The organism is Vibrio sp. 1078-1, assembly GCF_033340475.1.
Window position 1 is genome coordinate 638,610 of record NZ_JAWOWM010000001.1, and the last position, 18,200, is coordinate 656,809.

Consider the following 18,200-nt stretch of genomic DNA (forward strand, 5'->3'; position numbering starts at 1 on the left):
AAACTATTTGGATATAATCAGTTTAGTTTAATTTTGAAACACTTGAAGAGGTGAAATCATTTGGGTATACAATGGTATACTCGCTTTTCGTTTATACCTTGAAACAAGGAAGCTTTCATGACTCACAAAAAAATCCTGCCGATACCACTTATTCTACTTATTCCAATCGTTTTATTAGTTGTGGTTGTGATCGCGGGTGTTTATCGTTTTAGTTTGTCTGATGACGAGATCATGGCTAAGTTTCCTCAAACAGAAGTAGAAACTAACGTTATTGTGCAAGAGACGCTTGGTATCACTGCACGTAATCCTTGGACGATCCAAGTCCCCGAGCAGGGTGCGGTCACTTTTCTTGATGAGTGGGATAAAGAAAACGGCTATTTGATAGGTGACTATGATGCAGGTGCGACGAAAGGTCAGGTACTTGTCCCAACTGCGTCGATTAGTCAGCGTGAGATTGAAGGTGTTTCATGGGTTGTTGCACCGATGATTGTAACGACACAAGGTAGCGGTTCGTTTAACTATGTTGGCTTGTTCAAGTTTGACCCCGTGCCGAGCCGAGTTGTACTTTTAGACAGTATTTTTGTTGGTGACCGCGTGAAATTTACTCAGCTCGAATGGAAAAGTGATACAACTATCACGCTTTCATATTTAGCGCACGGTGACGATCAAGCAATGGCAGACACGCCAAATCAATTCAATTCATCCACATTACAGCGTGTAGGGAATAACTTACATATGCAACAGTGATGAATTTTTTTTGAGTTCTGTAAAAATTCAGTATTTTCTGCGCTAGATCTCGAAATTTCCTAGTGATTTCTTATTCGGGAATGCATAAGCTATGAGCCTTGTTTGAAAGGAGATAGTAATTCCCGTGTCTACAAATGAAATTACAAGACGGTTGCCGAATCTGACAAGTCGTAGAGCGCTGCTGTTATACTCCTTGCCAGTTTTAGTTGCGATTGGTGTTTCTCACTCTCTCAAAGAGTCATCTTTAACCAAAACCATCGCATTGAACCTACCTGAATCTCAGGTCGTTGAAAAAATTCTTGATGCGACAACTGCCGAAGTTGTCACTCCCCCGAACTTCGAATATCAAATCCAAGCAGGTGACAACCTAAGCACTATTTTTAGTCAGCTCGGTTTCGGTTACAGCTCGTTAATGAAAGTAATGGAAACGGATTTGAACTACTTGGCACTTGATACACTTAAGCCGGGCAATACGCTCCGTTTCTGGCGTGATGATGCGACAGGCGAGTTAGCGAAAATGGAACTGCAATTTTCTATTGCAGATAAAGTGGTCTACAAGCTGAATAGTGATGGTAGCTATGACTTTACTGATATTTCCATTCCTGGCGTGTGGAGCCAAGAGCCTTTAGTTGGCGTTATTCAAGGCAGTTTTTCTTCTTCTGCGAGTCGTTTAGGTTTAACGTCGGCGGAAGTGAGTCAAGTCGTAAGCTTACTCAAAGAACAACTTAACTTTGGACGTGACCTTCGTGCAGGTGATCGATTTGAAGTTGTTCGTCGCTCACAAAGCATCAATGGTGTACCAACAGGTAAGAACGAAATTGAGGCGATTAAGATTTATAATCGCGGCCGCGAGATCACCGCTTACCTTCATACTGATGGTCAATTCTACAATGCCAAAGGTGAAAGCTTACAGCGCGCATTCCAGCGTTACCCTGTAAGTAGCCGTTGGCGTATCAGTTCTGGCTTCAACCCTAATCGTTTACATCCAGTAACGGGGCGTGTTGCGCCGCACAACGGCACTGACTTTGCTGTACCAACCGGTACACCAGTCGTTTCTACTGGTGATGGTACAGTGATCATGACTCGTAAACACCCCTATGCGGGTAACTACGTGGTTGTTGAGCACGGCAGCAAATACAAAACCCGTTACTTACACCTAAGTAAGATTTTGGTGAAGAAAGGGCAAAAGGTTTCTCGAGGCCAGCGTATCGGTCTTTCTGGTAAAACAGGTCGAGTGACTGGGCCACACCTTCACTATGAGTTGATTGAATACGGCCGTCCAGTTAACGCTATGCGAGCAAATATCCCAATGGCGAGTTCTGTTCCTAAGAAAGAGATGGCTACTTTTGTCGCGAACAGAGATGAAATGGATAGACTATTACGCGATAAAGAGAAAGCAGTGCTGTAATAAAGTACTTCGCTTAAAAAACAAAAAGAGACTAAGCATAGCTTGGTCTCTTTTACTTTGTGCATTAACTAGATTTGAATTCTATGACAGCAGTCTGTTCAGTACGTTAGGCACTCCGCACTTCACGTTCATTTATCAGGTGTACGATTTCTTCAACACTGTGTGGACGAGAGTAAAAATAACCTTGGATGTAGTGGCAGCCCATTTCAATTAACTTTTGTAGTGCTCTATCGTCTTCTACGCCTTCGGCAATCAAATCCACATCAAGCAGCTCTGCCAATTGCGCTATCAAAAACACTACTTGTTCAGAGGTTGTATTTGAGAGCATGTTCTGCACAAAGGTAGCATCGATTTTGATGCTATCAATTGGATAATTGTGTATATAGTTCAAGCTTGAGTATCCCGTACCAAAATCATCCAGTGCGACTTTAAAACCCAAGTATCGCAACGAGTTAAGTACCATCTGTTCACGGCCACTTTGTGAGAGTAAGACGGTCTCGGTGAGCTCTATAACAAAGTCTTTTGCTTCGTGCTGATACTTTTCAACCATGTTGGTTAAGTGATTAATATAACGGTTGGAATCAACCAGCTCATACGCTGAGCAATTGATGGAGAGTTTGACTTTATAGCCTAGGTTCGCTTCGAGTTCTTGCTTTGCGATACACGCGAGTTCAATAATCCGTTCACCTAACTCGATAATCAGGCCTGATTGTTCGGCAGCTTCAATGAACTCCGCTGGAGAGATATTTCCATAGATATTGCTATTCCAACGAGTCAAAATTTCAAAGTAATTCCAGCGGTCGCTCGTGATATCGACGATCGGTTGAACCACTACATACAACTCATCGCTGTCTTGTATATCAGTACTTAGCTGGATTCGCATTGCCTCAATAAGCTGCGTCCTACGGTGGTATAAAGCACTAAGGTGTGTGTCGTAATGCTGAATCCGTGTATCGCGGTGTTTTTTACAATCTTTGAGAGCGAGACTGGCATTCAAAATCAGCTCATCGCTGTTCAACATATGTACTGGGGCACGTGCAATACCAATACTAACGGTGAAAGAAATCCGGTTAGATTTGTCGCTGTAGCCGCTTTCAATTTTGTCGAGTACTTCCTGACACACGGCGACAGGATCTTCGTCGTACGTGATGAAGGCGAATTCATCTCCTGCAACACGGAACGCATTGTTTGGCGACGACAAGCTCTGTTGAATGGCGTTAGCTGTGAACTTAATGATTTGGTCGCCGATATAGTTTCCGTTGATATCATTGATCGATTTGAAATTATCGATATCAAGATACGCCAAACTGAATGGGCGAGTCGCCTGCTGCGTTAATGTCTCCAAGGTATCAGCTAAACAGCTACGGTTGAGCAGTCCAGTTAGGTTATCATGCGATACCTCATAGCTAAGCTGATTAAGAAGCTTATCTGAACGTTCACTGACCCACTTTTCACGTAAGCTATGAATAATGACATTGGCATAAAATCGGTGGAAGTCGAGGATATCTTGCGCTTCTTTCGCGTGGATGCTTCGGGTAAAGGTAGACAGTAAAATTCCCAGAACTTCGCCATTTTGTGTCTTCAATGGCAGGCCAATGTAAGCTTGAATGCCATCTTCTTGAAACATCTGATCTTCAGGAAAACGCTTGTATACCTGGTCTTGATAGAAAATATGTTCGCCAATGTCTTTCGCCACTTTTTCACAGGGGGTGCCTGAAAGGTGGTAGCTTAGGTTGTCTGTAATTTTTCCATTGCTGGCGAAGGAAATGGTATGAGCCGAATGCTGAAGATGCGCAACTTCTACAACGCAAGTGCAATGGCTCTGCAAGTGTTGATGAATATCTAGCGTGACTCGGTTTAGCTGAGCCGTGCCGTTTAGCTTCAATATCTCATCAATTTTGTGGAAACTGATTTGTACCTGACCCATTGAGCATTTCACCTAGCGTTGTTATTTACATATCGTGTAAGACACGACGAATTATTATTTGATATGCATCAAATAAACTATCGGTTACTAAGGCAGATTTTTCAAATTTTGTGAACGAACAAATCATTATTTTCATGTTTTTATGCTTGAACCTTTTAAAGCTATAGCGATAAAAACGCTAAGCTAGGCGCGCTTCTCCTCTTCTAATCGTGATTTGAGATAATCGAGGAATAGCTTAGTTCGGGTATGCTGATAATCCAGCTTTGGATAGTAGGCATATACAGTGGCTTTATCCGCTGTGATATCGGGCAGGATAGGGACTAACGCGCCGGATTTGAGGTCATCTTTGATCATGACGTTGTTCGTCATCAAAATACCCATGCCTCTTTTGGCACCATGAAACAGCGCTTCTGGGTTGGTCGTGGCAAAGTTACCGGACAAGCTGATACGTTTGCCTCGATTTGTTTTGATTTCTCGTGAGGGTTTTTCTCCCCAAATCAGGACATTATGCTCTGTCAGATCCTCAACGCATTGTGGGGTGCCGTATTTTTTTAGGTAACTAGGCGCAGCGTAAAACTGGGCTTTATGTTCGAAAAGCGCAGTGGCTTTGAAACTCAGAGAGTTCAGTTGCTCTAATTCCCGGCTAATAAACAGGTCTAAGCTTAGCTCTGGCAATTGACCTGGTAGCGTTGTTGTTAATTGAAGTGTGATGTCTGGATATTTATCAAGAAAATCATCCAGATAATGAACTAGAAATTTAGAACCAACGGCCAACGTTGCCCCAATCTTTAATAGCCCCGCTGGTGATTGGTTGACTGAGCGAGTTTCATCTAATACCGATTGCCATGAATCAAGCTGACTTTTTGCTCGTTGATAAAACAGAGCACCAGCTTCAGTTTGGCTAATTGAGCGGGTCGTACGTTTGAGTAGTTGAACGCCAATTTTATCTTCTAGCCATTGAACTCGCTTACTGATAGCTGAGCTGGTGGTATTGAGTTTCCGCGCTGCGGCATTAAAGCTACCTTCTTCGACCACACGAATATAACTCTTCACGCTTTGAATCCAGTCCATTGTATCTCCTTGGGAATTAATTCCTTTCCAACTTAGCTGATTATCATCTTTGAGTATCAAATATACACTGTTTGCCATCAATCTGTCACAAAGTAGGAGGAACGTTTGCGTAAAACACCATTGTTATTAGCGATGATGATCATTGCCACAGGCCAAGTTGGCGTTAGTATTTATCTTCCTTCTTTGCCATTGATTGGTCATGACTTGAATTTGCCGCAACATTCGATTCAGAATCTCGTCACGCTATTTCTCGTTGGCTTCGGTATCTCTCAGCTTTTTTACGGCCCATTGTCTGATGCGATTGGTCGTCGGCCGGTGTTTATTCTGGGGCAAAGTGTATATTTAGTTGGTACGGTTATTTGCATCGCGTTTTCGGACAACATTGTTGCCCTTGAAGCGGGACGGTTACTGCAAGGCCTAGGAGCGGGCAGCGCTTCGGTACTTGGTCGGTCAGTACTGCGTGATAGTTATGACGGTATGCAACTAACCAAAGCGCTATCTTATATTTCAGTCACTGCTTCAGTGATGCCAATTATTGCTCCGCTGTTTGGTGGCTGGATCGCTTTTCACCTGAGTTGGCATGCTGTCTTCGTGTTTGTGCTGATTTACTTAATGGCAATTTTTACACTTGGTTTATTGGTGCTGCCAGAAACGCTGCCTTATCCGAAGAGAAAATTTAAAGTAGGCGAAGTAAGCGCGAACTATTTGCGTCTGTTAACGAATACACAAGTGATTGGTAGTGCGAGCTACAACTGGCTTAGTTATTTATCGGCTCTGGTTACGCTCTCCTTGTATCCATTTTTAATGCAACAAGAGTTAGGATTAACGGCGGCAGATTACGGCTCTTTGATGATCATACCGTCAGTTGGTTTGCTGACGGGTAGCTTAGTGCTGAATTTGATCAATGCTCGTTACAAAGCTCAGCAAATCTTGCTGATGAGTTTCGCGATTGTTGCTGTTGCTGGCTTCATGTTGTTGGTTACCCCCTTCAGTGTATTTTCATTGCTGACGGCATTCACGTGTTTAAGTTTTGCCCAAGGCATGTCATTCCCAGTATCGATCAGTTTGCTACTTTCGCCACATAAGCAACAGGCAGGCGCGGTTTCTGCGTTATCTGGCTCTATTCAAATGTGTTTAGCAGGTTTGTTTGGTGGGTACTTAGTAGACTCATGGGTTACGAATCAGCAGCAGCTTGGGGTGTTTTATTTGTTTATTGCGTTACTTTCTTGCTTTGTTCTTGTACTAAGCCAATTTCGTAAAGTGCCAGAAGGGACGGTTCAAGCAGAAACTTCCATCTGAATATACTTGCAACCAGAAGGTCGGCTTTCTAAAATGCGCAGCTAAATTAAGCTAGGCCTGTTGTGTATACTGAATGACTTGGTTTGAAAGGAAGAGGGCGAACCTTGATACTTCTCTCAAGCTTGGAATACATTTCTGCCCAATGGCTATCCGATCTCTAATCGTTAGGTGAAAGAATGCAACAAAACGAATTTGAAACACTGGTAAAAGAAATTACTCAGCAAGAAAGCATGCCAAAGGCACTTGAAATCTTGAAGGCGTGTGAGGAAGAAGAAGTTGCACAAGCGGCGCAATCCCTAACGGGTCAGTTTGGCCTTGCAGAAGTTGATGGTGAGAAACGTATTTACCATATTACCACTCAAGAAGATGAGTCCGGAGAAGAGCAAGAATACGTAGAGCACGTCATGAATGAAGGCGATCACTTGATCAAGTTTGCTGCGTGGTTCTTTGAAACATTCTTTGAAATCAAACAGAAAGATACGTACGTCGCAGCGGGAAAAACATACCAACAACCTAAGCGATAGACGCTCATTTCAAGAAATCCACGAAAATCAAACTGAAAGTTAATTACAAAATAAATGTGACTGGAGTCTTGTTTTTATCTAATTGTGGTGTAAAATTACAACATAGTTAAGTCAATACATTCAGGAGAAGGTCATGGGTAACGAACTTGGTGGTGCTTATATTGGCCAGATGATTGCAAAAGACGCGATGCACAAAGCGCTTTACGGTAAAGCGAAGAAGAAAAAAGCTTCTGTTTTTGCTCGTGTTATTAAAAAACTGGCGAAATAATTTAAAAAGCCCTGATTGAAAAATCAGGGCTTTTTGCTTTTCTCTGTTTTGTTGTTAGTAAGTAGCCAACATATTGCACAACATTGGCAAAACGCTACTCAAAGACTGATGACATTTAAATCTAGAATTACGCGGATTGGCTTGGTATCTCCACAACATTGTTAGGCACTTTATCTAGCCCCTTTGCTGATAACCACTTTTCTAAATCGTCAGCGCCTCCAATATATTTTCCATCTAACCAGATTTGCGGCACTGTTACCGGTGTTTTTTCGCCAATGATGGCTTTTACTTCAGGAATCATACGGTATAAGGCGGCGCTGTCTTTAACTACATCATGGTACTCATACTGAACGCCAGCCTCGTCAAGTAATTGTTTGGCTTTGACACAGTAAGGGCAAGTTGCTTTACCATAAACAATGTTGCCTTTTAGCTCATCGCGTTTTACCCACTCAGCAATAACAGACTGTACAAGTACACCCCGATTCAATGCTTCTCCTTGGCTGATAACTTTCCCTTCGACAAGAAGAATGGGTGCATGCCAAGCACCAGCTTTTAATGGTTCCCACCAGTGCGATAACCAATCTTTTACTTCAAGTTCAACGGGCACATCGGCTAATTCGTTTTCAAAAGTATCCTTTAAAATATCTTTGGTTAATGTACATTCACCACAAGGAATATTGACTTTGAATGGGCCCCAACTACCAGCCCAGCGATACAGTGTAATTTTGATTGGTTGACTCATATGGGTTCCTCATTTCCTTTCCTGAAAATATAGAACTTTTAAATTAGATTTTTCTTTCAACTAACTTTGTCTTTTTCGCTTCCCAATGCGTAATAAACGCAATAGATGCAATAATAATCGCAGCACCTAACCATAAACGACCAGGTGGCACCCAACCAAACACCAACCAACCAGCAACAACATTCAAAGGCAGTTTGGCGTGATCAAATGGTTGCACAAATGAGGCGTCTGCTACTGCATATGCTTTAACGATAGCCCATTGAGCGAGTGCTGTAAGTGCACCTGCGGCTAAAAGCACACCCCATATCGTCCACGTATCTGGCATAGTAAACGTCGGTATCGCTAACAAGATATTAAATGGTGTTATCAGCAGCAATAAATAGACAACCATGGTTGATGGCGGATCGTTTACCGACATTTTTTTAACCATTAATGAATACGCTGCCCAGAAAAATGCGGCGCCAACAGGGAGCAGGGTCGCCCATGTAAATGAGTCTGCCCAAGGCTCAAGAATGATCATGGCACCAACAAACCCCGTCAATGTAGCGAGCCAGCGTGCAGTACCTACTTTTTCTTTGAGTAACAAGCCAGAACCAACTGTGGCAAATAACGGGGAGGTCATGAGAAGTGCAATACCTTGCCAAATTGGAACTGGGTAAGCGAGAGCCCATAACCAAAGTTGAATCCCGATAACAGAGAGAAAAATGCGGAATGCATGCCAGCCAAAGTGTTGGGTTCTTAAAGAACGTCTAATCCCAAGTGTACGTAGGTAGGGCAGAATAACAAATAAGGCGATTGCATATTGGAATAACGCAAATGTGGTGGAGGAGACACCAAAGTTGATGCTAGCAATTTGGGCGAAGCTGTTCACTATGGCGAATGCCAAGCCAGCTGTTAGCATCCAGGACGCACCTTGAACAGGATGATGATTCAATTGAAAAATTCCAGTTTGATAGAGGTGGCGGGATCATACGTCCTATTGTTTTTCGCGCCAATAAAAAAATGCCTCCCAGAGGGAGGCGACATTACCAATTCAAAGGACGTGCCTGTTATAACAGGTACAAAGAACGAGAAGCACAAACGCTGCCATGCATTTGCATAAATAACATTGCAGAACACGTGCCAACTTTTATGTGTTTGATTTTAAATGGTTTTTTGGTTTTTCTATGTTGTCGATTAGATGAAATGCACTAACTTAGTGATCAATCGCATTAAAAGAGGGCAGAAGTAGGCGTCGTTACGGTCGTTTTTCATTGCTGAGCGATGCTTGGATAGTGTGAAAACTTATCGAGTTATGTTGGGTTACATAAAAAATGGCCAGCAAAGGTGCTGGCCAAGTGGACTCGCTCTTAGGACAAGAGTGAATTAGAAATCGTAACGTACGCCTAGGCGCAGTGTATCTTCGCCTTCTGTTACTAGACCTGTTGTTGCATCTTTTGCTTCATCAAGTTGGTTGATGTAGTAAGACAGGTAAGTACGGAAGTTGCTGTTTAGTTTGTAGTAACCAACAAGCTCGATACCTTCAACGGTGTCGTACTTTGAACCGTTGTCTGGATCATTCTCTTGAGCTGTGTATAGAGCTGCAAGTGTCACTTTGCTTGCTACTTTGTAGCTTGCGACTAGCTCGTAAGCCGTAAAGTCTTCAGAGTCAGTCAGGGAACCTTGAGAATAAGTACCTGCTAGGTAAAGGTTGTCCATCGAGTAAGCGATACCACCTAGAATTTGATCTTCAGAGTTATCTTTATCTACATCGCCACCAGAGTATGCAAGACCAAAGTCGAGGCCCATTGGTAGTGAGTACATTCCAGAGATGCCGTATTTATCTTCGTTATCGCTAGAGTTTGCTTGGTAGGTTGCTTGAAGTTGTAGTGCATCAAACGCACCACGGTATGCGAAAACGCTGTCTTGCTTATCAGAAGACGAATCAATAACTTGCTGAACACCAGAGAATTCAGTGATATCCGTCATGTCAGAGATGATGACGGCAGCCATGTCTTGACGACCTACAGAGAAAGCACCGATATCAGAGTCGACGCCTGCATACATGTAGCGGTTTTTGAATTCACTCTTGCCCGTTTTTTGTTCGGCTTCGTAAACACCGAAAGCAGAAAGGCCGTTGCCGATGTCTGTTTTACCTTTTAGGTTTAGACGAGCACGGCTTTTATCTTCCATGGAACCTTCAACTTCAGCACCGTCTGAACCGATGAAGTCACCACGAAACTCAACGCGGCCGCCAACTTTTAATTCAGTACCGTCGTTTTTGTATACAGTTGCTGCGAATGATGGTGCTGATACCAATGCTGTAAGAATTGCAGTAGTTAGTGCTGCCTTTTTCATTTTCTTATTACCCTAGTTGTAATCGATGGGCTTTCTTGCCCGATGTGTTGATGACGCTAAGGTAAAGGCTGAAAATGAAAGATAGATTTCTGTTAAGTTATGATTTGATTGCACTTTTATTGCTGGAAAGAATAAGTTCCCCTTCTCATACCACTTATAAAAAGAAAGGTTTATCTTTTTTGAGGTTTTTTCCTCTCCGTTAAAGACTGTGTTTTTTTCAAAAAGTTCCTGAATTGCTTCTTGACCCTAAATGTAAGTAAACATTTCAATTTGGCAGGGAAGTTTGGCCTAAAAATAGCGAATCATCAGCTATTTGTGAGCTAACTCTCTCTAAAGCATTTCTTATTGTAAGGTTTTTATTTCTCGATTTCTTAAAGACTAAGTAAACGATTGCTTTTTAGGTTTTGTCTGAGATCTTTTCACTCGGTTGTCAGGAACTAATCAAATAAAGTGTCGGCAGTTGTTACACAAAGGTAAAAGTAATCTGGTGGAAACGATGCCTCGGATAGCCTTTGTATTCCTCTCTTTGTTCATCATTTCGTTTTTACGAAAGTGAACCAAAGCCGGGTCTAAAACTGACTAACCAACTAATAAGTAATGGATTTAGAAATGAATAAAAAATTATTAGCAGCGGCAATCGCGGCAGCAACCTTCGGTACTCAAGCAGTTGCAGTGGAACTATATAATAACGATGGCACAACATTTTCGATGGGCGGCCACGTTTCTGTTAATTTAAATGGATCAGAGCAAGGTGACACGGATGTGGGTACTAACTCTCCTCGTATCAATATCTCTGCGACACAGGATTTGGGTAATGGCTTCACCGCAGACGCACGTGGTGAATGGGCGCTAAACTACTTAGACGGTGGTGAAGAGTCGTTTAAAACTCGTCTAGGTTACTTAGGTATAACACATGAGGTTTATGGTCGTGCAGTAGGTGGTACGCAATGGTCACCTTACTACGATGTCGCAGGTATTGCAGATATGCCAATCGCGTTTGCCAACGACTTCATCTATGACGATCATGGAAACCTTGGCACTGGCCGTGCGGATAAAATGCTTTCTTACCGTAATGCCATCGAGCTGGGTGAAGCGGGTGTGATCAACTTTGGTCTTGGTTGGCAGGGTGCAAACGATGATTACACGCGCAACGATGCTGGAGTTATAACTGGCGGTGCTAAATACGATGACCGTGTGCAAGCTGCGCTTTCTTACTCAATCATGGGCGCTAAAATCGGTTACTCTTACAATGGCGGTGATTTCCAGCACCCTGCATATGCAGGTAAGCACACGGCGGAATCACACGTTGTATCAGCATCTTACGGTGCGTACGGCCAAGGCCTATTCCTTGCTGCAGTTTATGGTTCAAACGAAAACATGAACTTCAGTGCAAAAGGTGACCGTTTAGAAGAAAGTGATGCGTACGAGGCGATCATCGCATACGCTCTGGCGAACAGCCTAAACTTGAGTGTTAACTATGAGATGGTGGAAGGTAAAGAGTTTAAGAACTCTAAAACAGAAACTGCTCGTGAAGAAATGGCACTACAAGCAGAATACAACTTCACGCCTAAATTTGTTGGTTACGCGGGTTACCAGTTTGACCTAAATGACGACAATGGTCGTGAAACTGATGACAAATGGGCGTTAGGTGCTCGTTACTACCTATAATAGGATTTAGCGAGAACTATTATTCAGCTCATTGATCTAAAGCCAGCCTCGTGCTGGCTTTTTTGTCTATTTGTTTTACAAATACTTTGCTGTTTCAATTAGATGATACAAAACTCAAAACGGGGTGAATGTCTTATTTTTTACACTAGAGGTTGCTATTTAGTGTCGTTAAGTCAATAGGTTAGATTATGATGGGATTTTTGTTTTGCAGGGAAGAATGATGAGTGTTATTCAAGTTGAAGAAAAGAAAGTAGAAGTGGGTAAAGTGCTTTGTGTTGGACGAAATTACGTTGAACATATTCATGAGCTTAATAATGCAATGCCTGAGCAAATGGTGGTATTTAATAAACCCGCAACTTCCGTATCAACAACTCTGCGTTCATTCCATCAAGAGCCCCTTCATTATGAGGCTGAAATCTGCTTTTTGATCAAGGATGGACGTTATTCAGCGGTTGGTTTGGGATTGGATCTGACCAAGCGTGGTTTGCAATCCTCGCTTAAAAATCAGGGGTTGCCGTGGGAGCGTGCTAAGGCATTTGATGGCTCTGCTGTGTTTAGTCGGTTTGTCTCTTTGGATAACATTGATATCAATGATCTTAACCTTGAGCTCTTAATCAACTGTGTTCGTGTACAAAAAGGTCACGTTAACCAAATGCTCTATCCGCCGCTAACTATCCTGGATGAATTAACCAGTTACACAACACTTCAAGATGGCGATGTAGTGATGACTGGTACACCAAAGGGCGTTGGTGAGGTACATGAAGGTGACATCTTCCTTGGTCGATTAAAGTGTGGCGATGTCACCTTGTTGGAGATTGAGTGGTTGGCGGATTAAAGCCAAATTCGTAGAACGAGAAATACCACCATACTGATAACCGTCGTTAAAAGAACATTTTTAGTAAAATACGCGATTAAAGCAGCCAGTACGGCAGCCAGTAAAAATGGGTTTTGCACATTGACGCTGAGCTCCCCATCGGGAATGAAAACGATCGGTGCCCAGATCGCAGTCAGTACTGCGGGGCTAGCGTAATTGAGTACTTTTTGAGTGCGCGTCCCTAATCGCAATGGTAGCTTGGGTTCTAAAAACAAGTAGCGGCTGGTGAAAACAAGTACCGTCATCAGCAAAATAGCCAACATGATCATTAGCGTTTCTCCTTTACTTGTTCCACAAAGTAACCAGTAAGCATGGCTAAAATGCTCGAAATCATCAAACTTCCCTCAATTTGATAATAGGTTAGGGCAACTGAGCTCACCAAAGCCACAATAACACTCGCGAGCACCGCTGCATTTTTAATGGTGGGTACTACTATCGCGATAAAAGTAGCGGCTACAGCAAATTCCAAACCCATTTCGTTCAGTTCAGGGATTAGACTTCCCGCAATAATGCCCGTCAATGTCGCGACATTCCAAAACAGGTAAAAACTCAGACCAGCCCCAAGTGCATACCAGCGATTAAATTGTTTATCGGAATGGTGGCCTACAATCGCAAACAGCTCGTCAGTAAGTAAGAAGCCGAGTGATAATCGCCATTTTAGAGGGAGCGGTGCAATTTTACTGCGCATCGATACACTGTAGAGGAAGTGTCGAGAGGTGATAAAAAACGTTGTCAGTAACATGGTCACTAGACCTGCTCCCGTTTTAATCATTCCCATCGCGACGAGCTGTGCAGAACCTGCGAACAAAATGGCGGATAGTGCTTGTCCTTCCAAAGGGTGAAGCCCAGTATCAATTGCGAATGAGCCTGCGAGTAAGCCCCAAGGGAGCACTGCGATACTCAGAGGCATCATCGCAAGTGTACCTTGCCAAAATAGCGTGGCTTTTGATTCTTTTTGTAACGGCAAAGTGTGGTCCATAGTTTCTTCTTATTTATTCCTAAATCAGATTACCAAGATAGCTCGGTAGTCGCATAACGCCTTGTACAATATTGCTGCTTTAGCTGTGACGGACGTATTGGCCGGGAGTGACGCCCATGGCTTTTTTAAAGTGTCGATGCAGATGGCTTTGATCATGGAAACCGCATTCTTGTGCCACGTCTGAAATTTTTTGTCCCATTTTTAATAGCTTCTTCGCCATACGTAAACGTTGCTGAATTTGATAGGCATGAGGCGGAAAGCCAAATTGCTTTTGAAACTCTCTCAGCAGATGAAAAGGGCTTAATCCAGACAGTTTCGCGAGTTCTTCTAGTGAGACGTCCGTTTGTGGAAAGTCTTCCAAAAATTCTCTGACGAGCTGCACTTGTCGCTGAGCTCTGGTTGACTCTTTCAGTGGTGCCCGATGAGTGCTGTGTTTACTGGCTAGCTTGATCAACGTGCCGTAAACCAAAGTTTCTCTCAATAAACGGTTGTCTGATTTTTCTAGTGTTTCAAATACCAGTCGTAACTGACTAGCCAGCTCAGGATCGTAAACCACAGGTTGAGGGAAATAGGGCAGAGCTACATTTGGTGAGCCAAGCTCTTGTCCTAAAGTTTGAAACTGCTGAGGTACGGGGTACATTGCTTTGTATTCCCAGCCGCCTTCCGAGGCTGAATGCCCGTTGTGTACTTCATCTGCATTAACAAGGATGATGCTGTCCTGTGGCGCGATATGATTCCCGCCCGTCCTAAAAAATTGTTGTGCCCCTTTTTCGATGACACCAATAGTGTAACCTTCGTGGCTATGGCGTGAAAAATTCTGCTTCTCATACTTTGCATCGAGAAGCTCTAAACCTCCGAGCTCTTGAGCTATCTTGAAGGTAGCGATTTCCTTATTCTTTTCTTTCATCTTTATCCGGTCTGCTCAAGAAAATCATTTTAGAAGTGTAACGGATCCATCGTGCTTATTTTTGTACAAAATTGCTATTCGATTTTGATAAACAGGCGAATTGATTGCTATTTTTCGGCTGGGCAAACTATGATTTTTATTTTTTGATTTATCTTGGCTATTTTGGGCTGGATGATGTCATTTTGTTGGTATAACATTCGCCGCCTTGTTGTAGAAAAGCGGTTCCATCATGATTGATTTATCTGTACTTCCTGTTTATCTCACCGCAGTTGTCGCCTTATTGCTCTTACCAGGGCCTGATATGTTGCTGATAGCTAGCTCAAGTATGAGTTACGGTAAGAAGGTCGGTCTTTTTGCTAGCTTAGGCAATGCGACGTCTGGTGTTATTCTTACTTTGCTTGCTGCGATGGGCGTATCTACCCTGATTGCCATGAGCCCAATAGCCCTTAAAGTCCTTCATCTATTAGGTGGCGCTTACTTGTTAAAAATGGGTTGGGACTGCTTACGAGCTGAGGCATCTTCGGCTCCAGAGCTTGATGGTCAAAACAAAATGGCATCAACTTATTATCAGCGTGCTTTGATGAGTAATTTGCTTAACCCTAAAGCCTTGGTCTTTTTTGTGATGTTTTTGCCTCAGTTTGTCTCAAGCAATATCACTGCATCTTCCGGTGAGCAGATGCTAGCGCTAGGGTTATTGTTGAACGTTCTTGGCTTGTCATTCAATTTATTACTTGTTGGGTTAGCAGGCACATTGGGCAAAGGGCTGCTCGAGAACGAAAAATTCCGCACGTATCAACATAAACTAATGGGGTTAGTGTTTGTTATTCTGGCGTTGTGGATGCTGAGTAGTTTCGCCTTGTAAAGTTATCATATTCCATCAGAAAGCCAGCAATTGCTGGCTTTTTGTTTTAGGATATTGGTGTTTCCTAAGGAGAGGGTATATGAAGCTTGAATTTTGTTTAAATCCAGATCAAACAGACCTTGATTTTGTTCGTGAAGGTATTCGATCTTATAACCGACTGCATTTACCAGAAGGGGAAGTGCATGCTGTAGGCTGTTTCGCAAAAGATGAGAATGGCAAGATCATGGGTGGCTTGACTGGCGAAATGTTTAAAAATACGGTGTTTGTTGAGTTTTTGTGGGTAGACGCTGAAAGTCGAACCTCTGGTCTCGGTAGCCAATTAATGTCGATGCTAGAACAAAAAGTAAAGCCTCATGGGGTTACCCATGTTTATTTGGATACCTACAGCTTTCAAGCTCTTGAGTTCTATATCAAATTAGGTTTTGAGAAAGTGGGGCAGTACTCAGGCTATCCTGCAGAGGGCATCCACAAGTACTTTCTACAAAAGGAAATTGTAGGCTAGGGAAAGCACGGGTTAGCTTGACTTGTTCTAGTTAAAATCAAAAAAAGAGGCGCGAATTTGCGCCTCTTGTTGTATAAAATATCTATGTTTCTCTTTGACTTACAAACTTTGCTGGTGCGCGTCGATAAGTTCGTTCATCTTCGCTTCTGCTGCTTGCTGTGCTTGTTCATAGCTCATATCCGCAGGGAAGAGGTTGATGACTTCGTAGTAACATTTTAGTTTTGGCTCAGTACCAGAAGGACGAACAATCACGCGTGATTGATCTTCTAGGTGATAAATCAATACGTCACTTGCTGGTAAGTCAATGGATTCTTCAGAGCCGTCGTCAAACATGCGAACCGATGTTTTAAGATCTTCGGTTACTGCAACTTTTTTACCAGCAATCTCTGTTGGTGGATTTGCTCGGAGTTTGTCGCCGATTGGTGGAGAGTTCGGGTCGAGAGCGATGCTGCGTTGCGCGTTGAAGTAGAAACCGTGCTCGCGGTACAGCTCTTCCAGTTTATCCCACAGTGTTTTGCCTTGCGCTTTAAGCTTGCCTGTTAGCTGTGAAAACGCGACGATTGCAGATAAACCATCTTTATCCCACACCTTGTTACCCACGGTATAACCGAGCGCTTCCTCATAAGCAAACAAGAATGGGTTGACTTCTGTCTCTTGTTCCATGGCAACATTAGTAAGCCATTTAAAGCCAGTTAATGTTTGATAGTATTGTGCGCCATGCGCCTTAGCGATGCTGCTCAGCATTCTTGAGGATACGATGGTGTTGCCAACCAAAGCGTTAGGTTGCTGTTCCAGCAAGTAATCGCCAAATAGTGAGCCCACTTGGTCGCCGGTTAACATCTGATACTCGCCATCTGGGCGTCTAACTGCCACGGCAAAACGGTCTGCATCTGGATCGTTAGCGCAAGCGATATCTGCATCTACGGACTTACCTAATGCCATCACCATATCCATTGCACCGGCTTCTTCAGGGTTTGGGAAGTTGACGGTTGGGAAGCTTCCGTCAGGTTCGCGCTGTTCCTTAACACTTGCCACTTTTTGGAAGCCTGCGTCGACAAGTAGCGTTTCCGCCATATTCGCGCCAACGCCATGCATTGCGGTGTAAGCAATAGATATATCGGTATTGTTGTCAGGAGTAAGCAGCGCGTTTTCATTCATTGTCTTACGGTAAGTTTGGTAGTAGTCGTCTTCCAACCAAACTAACAAACCGTGCTGTTTTGCATCATCGAGAGACATTAAAGGTAATGGCTTCGTTGTTGCGTCATCAATTTTCGCTGCGATTCCAGAGTCGTGTGGAGGAATAATCTGTGCGCCATTTTCCCAATATACTTTGAAGCCATTGTATTCTGGTGGATTGTGGCTGGCAGTAACAACAACAGCGGCCGCAGCATTCAATGTACGGACACCAAACGCAACAATTGGGGTTGCTGCAACGTCATACGTTAGGTAAACCTTGATACCAAGGGCCGTCAGTACGGATGCGGTATCATGCGCGAATTGTTTTGAATCGGGACGACCGTCGTAGCCAATAACGACACCACGACTCGCGGCATCTTTGACTTGCTCAAGCAAATAGTTTCCTAAACCAGTGGCGGTCTCTTGAATCACCAAGCGGTTCATTCGGTTTGGACCTGCGCCCACTTTGCCACGTAAGCCTGCAGTACCAAAGGCAAGGCGTGAGCCAAAGCGATCAGTAAGTTCTTGTTCATTGTTCGTATCGACGAGGTGTTGTAGCTCTTCACGAGTCTTAGGATCAGGGTCTCGTTCTAGCCATTGCGTAATTAGTGCTGTCATATCAGTCATTCCTTAGTAGGGGGAGCCTACTTTCTTGGACACTTCGTTTGGTAAGTATCTCAATGTTTTCTTTTAAATCAATGTAAATGGTTCTCAATTACATTTCAAAGAGGGCAATCGATAAACCGAATTAATTTTTCTTATCCGAACAAAATTTAATCATATTTAATTTCTTGAAGAACCTTGGAACTATAACTAGCCTTTTAACATAAATATAACAAACCGTGTCGAAATCGTAGTTTTTGTGATTTTTCGTAAAGTTGTTCGATATTTGCATCGGGACGCAAGGAA

At 43.2% G+C, this 18,200-nt stretch carries 18 protein-coding genes; 9 read left to right on the forward strand and 9 right to left on the reverse strand.

The window, feature by feature from the left end:
• Nucleotides 1-117: 117 nt before the first annotated feature.
• Nucleotides 118-747 (forward strand): hypothetical protein, encoded by a 630-nt coding sequence (locus R7190_RS02835; RefSeq protein WP_017635850.1) that lies wholly within the window; start codon nt 118-120, stop codon nt 745-747.
• 124 nt (nt 748-871) lie between these two features.
• Nucleotides 872-2,155 carry a peptidoglycan DD-metalloendopeptidase family protein gene (locus tag R7190_RS02840; protein ID WP_025768471.1) on the forward strand — a complete coding sequence of 428 codons (1,284 nt, stop codon included), beginning with the start codon at nt 872-874 and terminating at the stop codon, nt 2,153-2,155.
• A gap of 106 nt (nt 2,156-2,261) precedes the next feature.
• Here the strand turns inward: R7190_RS02840 and R7190_RS02845 are convergent, their stop codons facing one another.
• Both R7190_RS02845 and R7190_RS02850 read right to left on the reverse strand, forming a co-directional pair.
• Nucleotides 2,262-4,082, reverse strand: a complete 1,821-nt coding sequence (locus R7190_RS02845) for a putative bifunctional diguanylate cyclase/phosphodiesterase (protein ID WP_005375494.1) — start codon at nt 4,080-4,082, stop codon at nt 2,262-2,264.
• A 183-nt stretch (nt 4,083-4,265) separates the two neighbouring features.
• Entirely contained in the window at nt 4,266-5,153 is an 888-nt protein-coding gene (locus tag R7190_RS02850; RefSeq protein ID WP_025768470.1) for a LysR family transcriptional regulator, read from the reverse strand.
• Nucleotides 5,154-5,258: 105 nt separating this feature from the next.
• Between R7190_RS02850 and R7190_RS02855 the strand changes: the two genes are divergently transcribed.
• The 3 genes from R7190_RS02855 to R7190_RS02865 all read left to right on the forward strand — a co-directional run bounded on the left by R7190_RS02855 (nt 5,259) and on the right by R7190_RS02865 (nt 7,244).
• Nucleotides 5,259-6,452, forward strand: coding sequence for a multidrug effflux MFS transporter (locus tag R7190_RS02855; protein WP_017821607.1), 1,194 nt, complete (start codon nt 5,259-5,261; stop codon nt 6,450-6,452).
• A 176-nt stretch (nt 6,453-6,628) separates the two neighbouring features.
• The gene (locus tag R7190_RS02860; RefSeq protein ID WP_005375501.1) at nt 6,629-6,976 is read left to right on the forward strand and encodes a hypothetical protein; all 348 of its coding nucleotides are present in this window, start codon (nt 6,629-6,631) and stop codon (nt 6,974-6,976) included.
• Nucleotides 6,977-7,109: 133 nt separating this feature from the next.
• Entirely contained in the window at nt 7,110-7,244 is a 135-nt protein-coding gene (locus R7190_RS02865) for a hypothetical protein (RefSeq protein WP_017635854.1), read from the forward strand.
• Nucleotides 7,245-7,371: 127 nt separating this feature from the next.
• On the opposite strand, the gene R7190_RS02870 is transcribed toward R7190_RS02865, so the two are convergent.
• The 3 genes from R7190_RS02870 to R7190_RS02880 all read right to left on the reverse strand — a co-directional run bounded on the left by R7190_RS02870 (nt 7,372) and on the right by R7190_RS02880 (nt 10,323).
• A complete protein-coding gene (locus tag R7190_RS02870) occupies nt 7,372-7,986 on the reverse strand; it encodes a glutaredoxin domain-containing protein (RefSeq protein ID WP_005385185.1) in 615 nt (204 codons plus the stop codon).
• Between the two features lie 43 nt (nt 7,987-8,029).
• Nucleotides 8,030-8,887 carry a DMT family transporter gene (locus R7190_RS02875; protein WP_005375542.1) on the reverse strand — a complete coding sequence of 286 codons (858 nt, stop codon included), beginning with the start codon at nt 8,885-8,887 and terminating at the stop codon, nt 8,030-8,032.
• 464 nt (nt 8,888-9,351) lie between these two features.
• Nucleotides 9,352-10,323, reverse strand: a complete 972-nt coding sequence (locus R7190_RS02880) for a porin (RefSeq protein ID WP_005375535.1) — start codon at nt 10,321-10,323, stop codon at nt 9,352-9,354.
• Nucleotides 10,324-10,932: 609 nt separating this feature from the next.
• On the opposite strand from R7190_RS02880, the gene R7190_RS02885 reads away from it, so the two are divergent.
• Both R7190_RS02885 and R7190_RS02890 read left to right on the forward strand, forming a co-directional pair.
• Complete coding sequence (locus tag R7190_RS02885; protein ID WP_017821605.1) at nt 10,933-11,991, forward strand: porin; 1,059 nt, start codon at nt 10,933-10,935, stop codon at nt 11,989-11,991.
• 220 nt (nt 11,992-12,211) lie between these two features.
• Nucleotides 12,212-12,826, forward strand: coding sequence for a fumarylacetoacetate hydrolase family protein (locus R7190_RS02890; protein WP_017635857.1), 615 nt, complete (start codon nt 12,212-12,214; stop codon nt 12,824-12,826).
• Here the strand turns inward: R7190_RS02890 and R7190_RS02895 are convergent.
• From R7190_RS02895 to R7190_RS02905, 3 genes are all read right to left on the reverse strand, one after another.
• A complete protein-coding gene (locus tag R7190_RS02895) occupies nt 12,823-13,134 on the reverse strand; it encodes an AzlD domain-containing protein (protein WP_005385193.1) in 312 nt (103 codons plus the stop codon). The two genes, R7190_RS02890 and R7190_RS02895, sit on opposite strands and share 4 nt — an antisense overlap.
• A complete protein-coding gene (locus R7190_RS02900) occupies nt 13,134-13,844 on the reverse strand; it encodes an AzlC family ABC transporter permease (protein WP_005375526.1) in 711 nt (236 codons plus the stop codon). The genes R7190_RS02895 and R7190_RS02900 overlap by 1 nt, the downstream gene beginning before the upstream one ends.
• Nucleotides 13,845-13,923: 79 nt before the next feature.
• On the reverse strand, nt 13,924-14,751 hold the full coding sequence (locus tag R7190_RS02905; RefSeq protein ID WP_005385198.1) for an AraC family transcriptional regulator: 828 nt from the start codon (nt 14,749-14,751) through the stop codon (nt 13,924-13,926).
• A 229-nt stretch (nt 14,752-14,980) separates the two neighbouring features.
• Here R7190_RS02905 and R7190_RS02910 point away from each other — a divergent pair, with 229 nt between their 5' ends.
• The gene (locus R7190_RS02910; protein ID WP_005375522.1) at nt 14,981-15,613 is read left to right on the forward strand and encodes a LysE family translocator; all 633 of its coding nucleotides are present in this window, start codon (nt 14,981-14,983) and stop codon (nt 15,611-15,613) included.
• 79 nt (nt 15,614-15,692) lie between these two features.
• Nucleotides 15,693-16,115: a GNAT family N-acetyltransferase gene (locus tag R7190_RS02915; protein WP_053307844.1), complete on the forward strand. Its 423-nt coding sequence runs from the start codon at nt 15,693-15,695 to the stop codon at nt 16,113-16,115.
• Nucleotides 16,116-16,214: 99 nt separating this feature from the next.
• Here R7190_RS02915 and R7190_RS02920 read toward each other — a convergent pair whose 3' ends face one another.
• Nucleotides 16,215-17,909, reverse strand: coding sequence for a phospho-sugar mutase (locus tag R7190_RS02920; RefSeq protein ID WP_186585187.1), 1,695 nt, complete (start codon nt 17,907-17,909; stop codon nt 16,215-16,217).
• Nucleotides 17,910-18,200: the final 291 nt, after the last annotated feature.

Coding starts and splice junctions, on each gene's coding strand:
- R7190_RS02835 (WP_017635850.1), top strand. CDS start 118: ATGACTCACAAAAAAATCCTGCCGATACCACTTATTCTACTTATTCCA.
- R7190_RS02845 (WP_005375494.1), bottom strand. CDS start 4,082: ATGGGTCAGGTACAAATCAGTTTCCACAAAATTGATGAGATATTGAAG.
- R7190_RS02850 (WP_025768470.1), bottom strand. CDS start 5,153: ATGGACTGGATTCAAAGCGTGAAGAGTTATATTCGTGTGGTCGAAGAA.
- R7190_RS02860 (WP_005375501.1), top strand. CDS start 6,629: ATGCAACAAAACGAATTTGAAACACTGGTAAAAGAAATTACTCAGCAA.
- R7190_RS02865 (WP_017635854.1), top strand. CDS start 7,110: ATGGGTAACGAACTTGGTGGTGCTTATATTGGCCAGATGATTGCAAAA.
- R7190_RS02870 (WP_005385185.1), bottom strand. CDS start 7,986: ATGAGTCAACCAATCAAAATTACACTGTATCGCTGGGCTGGTAGTTGG.
- R7190_RS02875 (WP_005375542.1), bottom strand. CDS start 8,887: ATGCTAACAGCTGGCTTGGCATTCGCCATAGTGAACAGCTTCGCCCAA.
- R7190_RS02880 (WP_005375535.1), bottom strand. CDS start 10,323: ATGAAAAAGGCAGCACTAACTACTGCAATTCTTACAGCATTGGTATCA.
- R7190_RS02885 (WP_017821605.1), top strand. CDS start 10,933: ATGAATAAAAAATTATTAGCAGCGGCAATCGCGGCAGCAACCTTCGGT.
- R7190_RS02890 (WP_017635857.1), top strand. CDS start 12,212: ATGAGTGTTATTCAAGTTGAAGAAAAGAAAGTAGAAGTGGGTAAAGTG.
- R7190_RS02895 (WP_005385193.1), bottom strand. CDS start 13,134: ATGATCATGTTGGCTATTTTGCTGATGACGGTACTTGTTTTCACCAGC.
- R7190_RS02900 (WP_005375526.1), bottom strand. CDS start 13,844: ATGGACCACACTTTGCCGTTACAAAAAGAATCAAAAGCCACGCTATTT.
- R7190_RS02905 (WP_005385198.1), bottom strand. CDS start 14,751: ATGAAAGAAAAGAATAAGGAAATCGCTACCTTCAAGATAGCTCAAGAG.
- R7190_RS02910 (WP_005375522.1), top strand. CDS start 14,981: ATGATTGATTTATCTGTACTTCCTGTTTATCTCACCGCAGTTGTCGCC.
- R7190_RS02915 (WP_053307844.1), top strand. CDS start 15,693: ATGAAGCTTGAATTTTGTTTAAATCCAGATCAAACAGACCTTGATTTT.
- R7190_RS02920 (WP_186585187.1), bottom strand. CDS start 17,909: ATGACAGCACTAATTACGCAATGGCTAGAACGAGACCCTGATCCTAAG.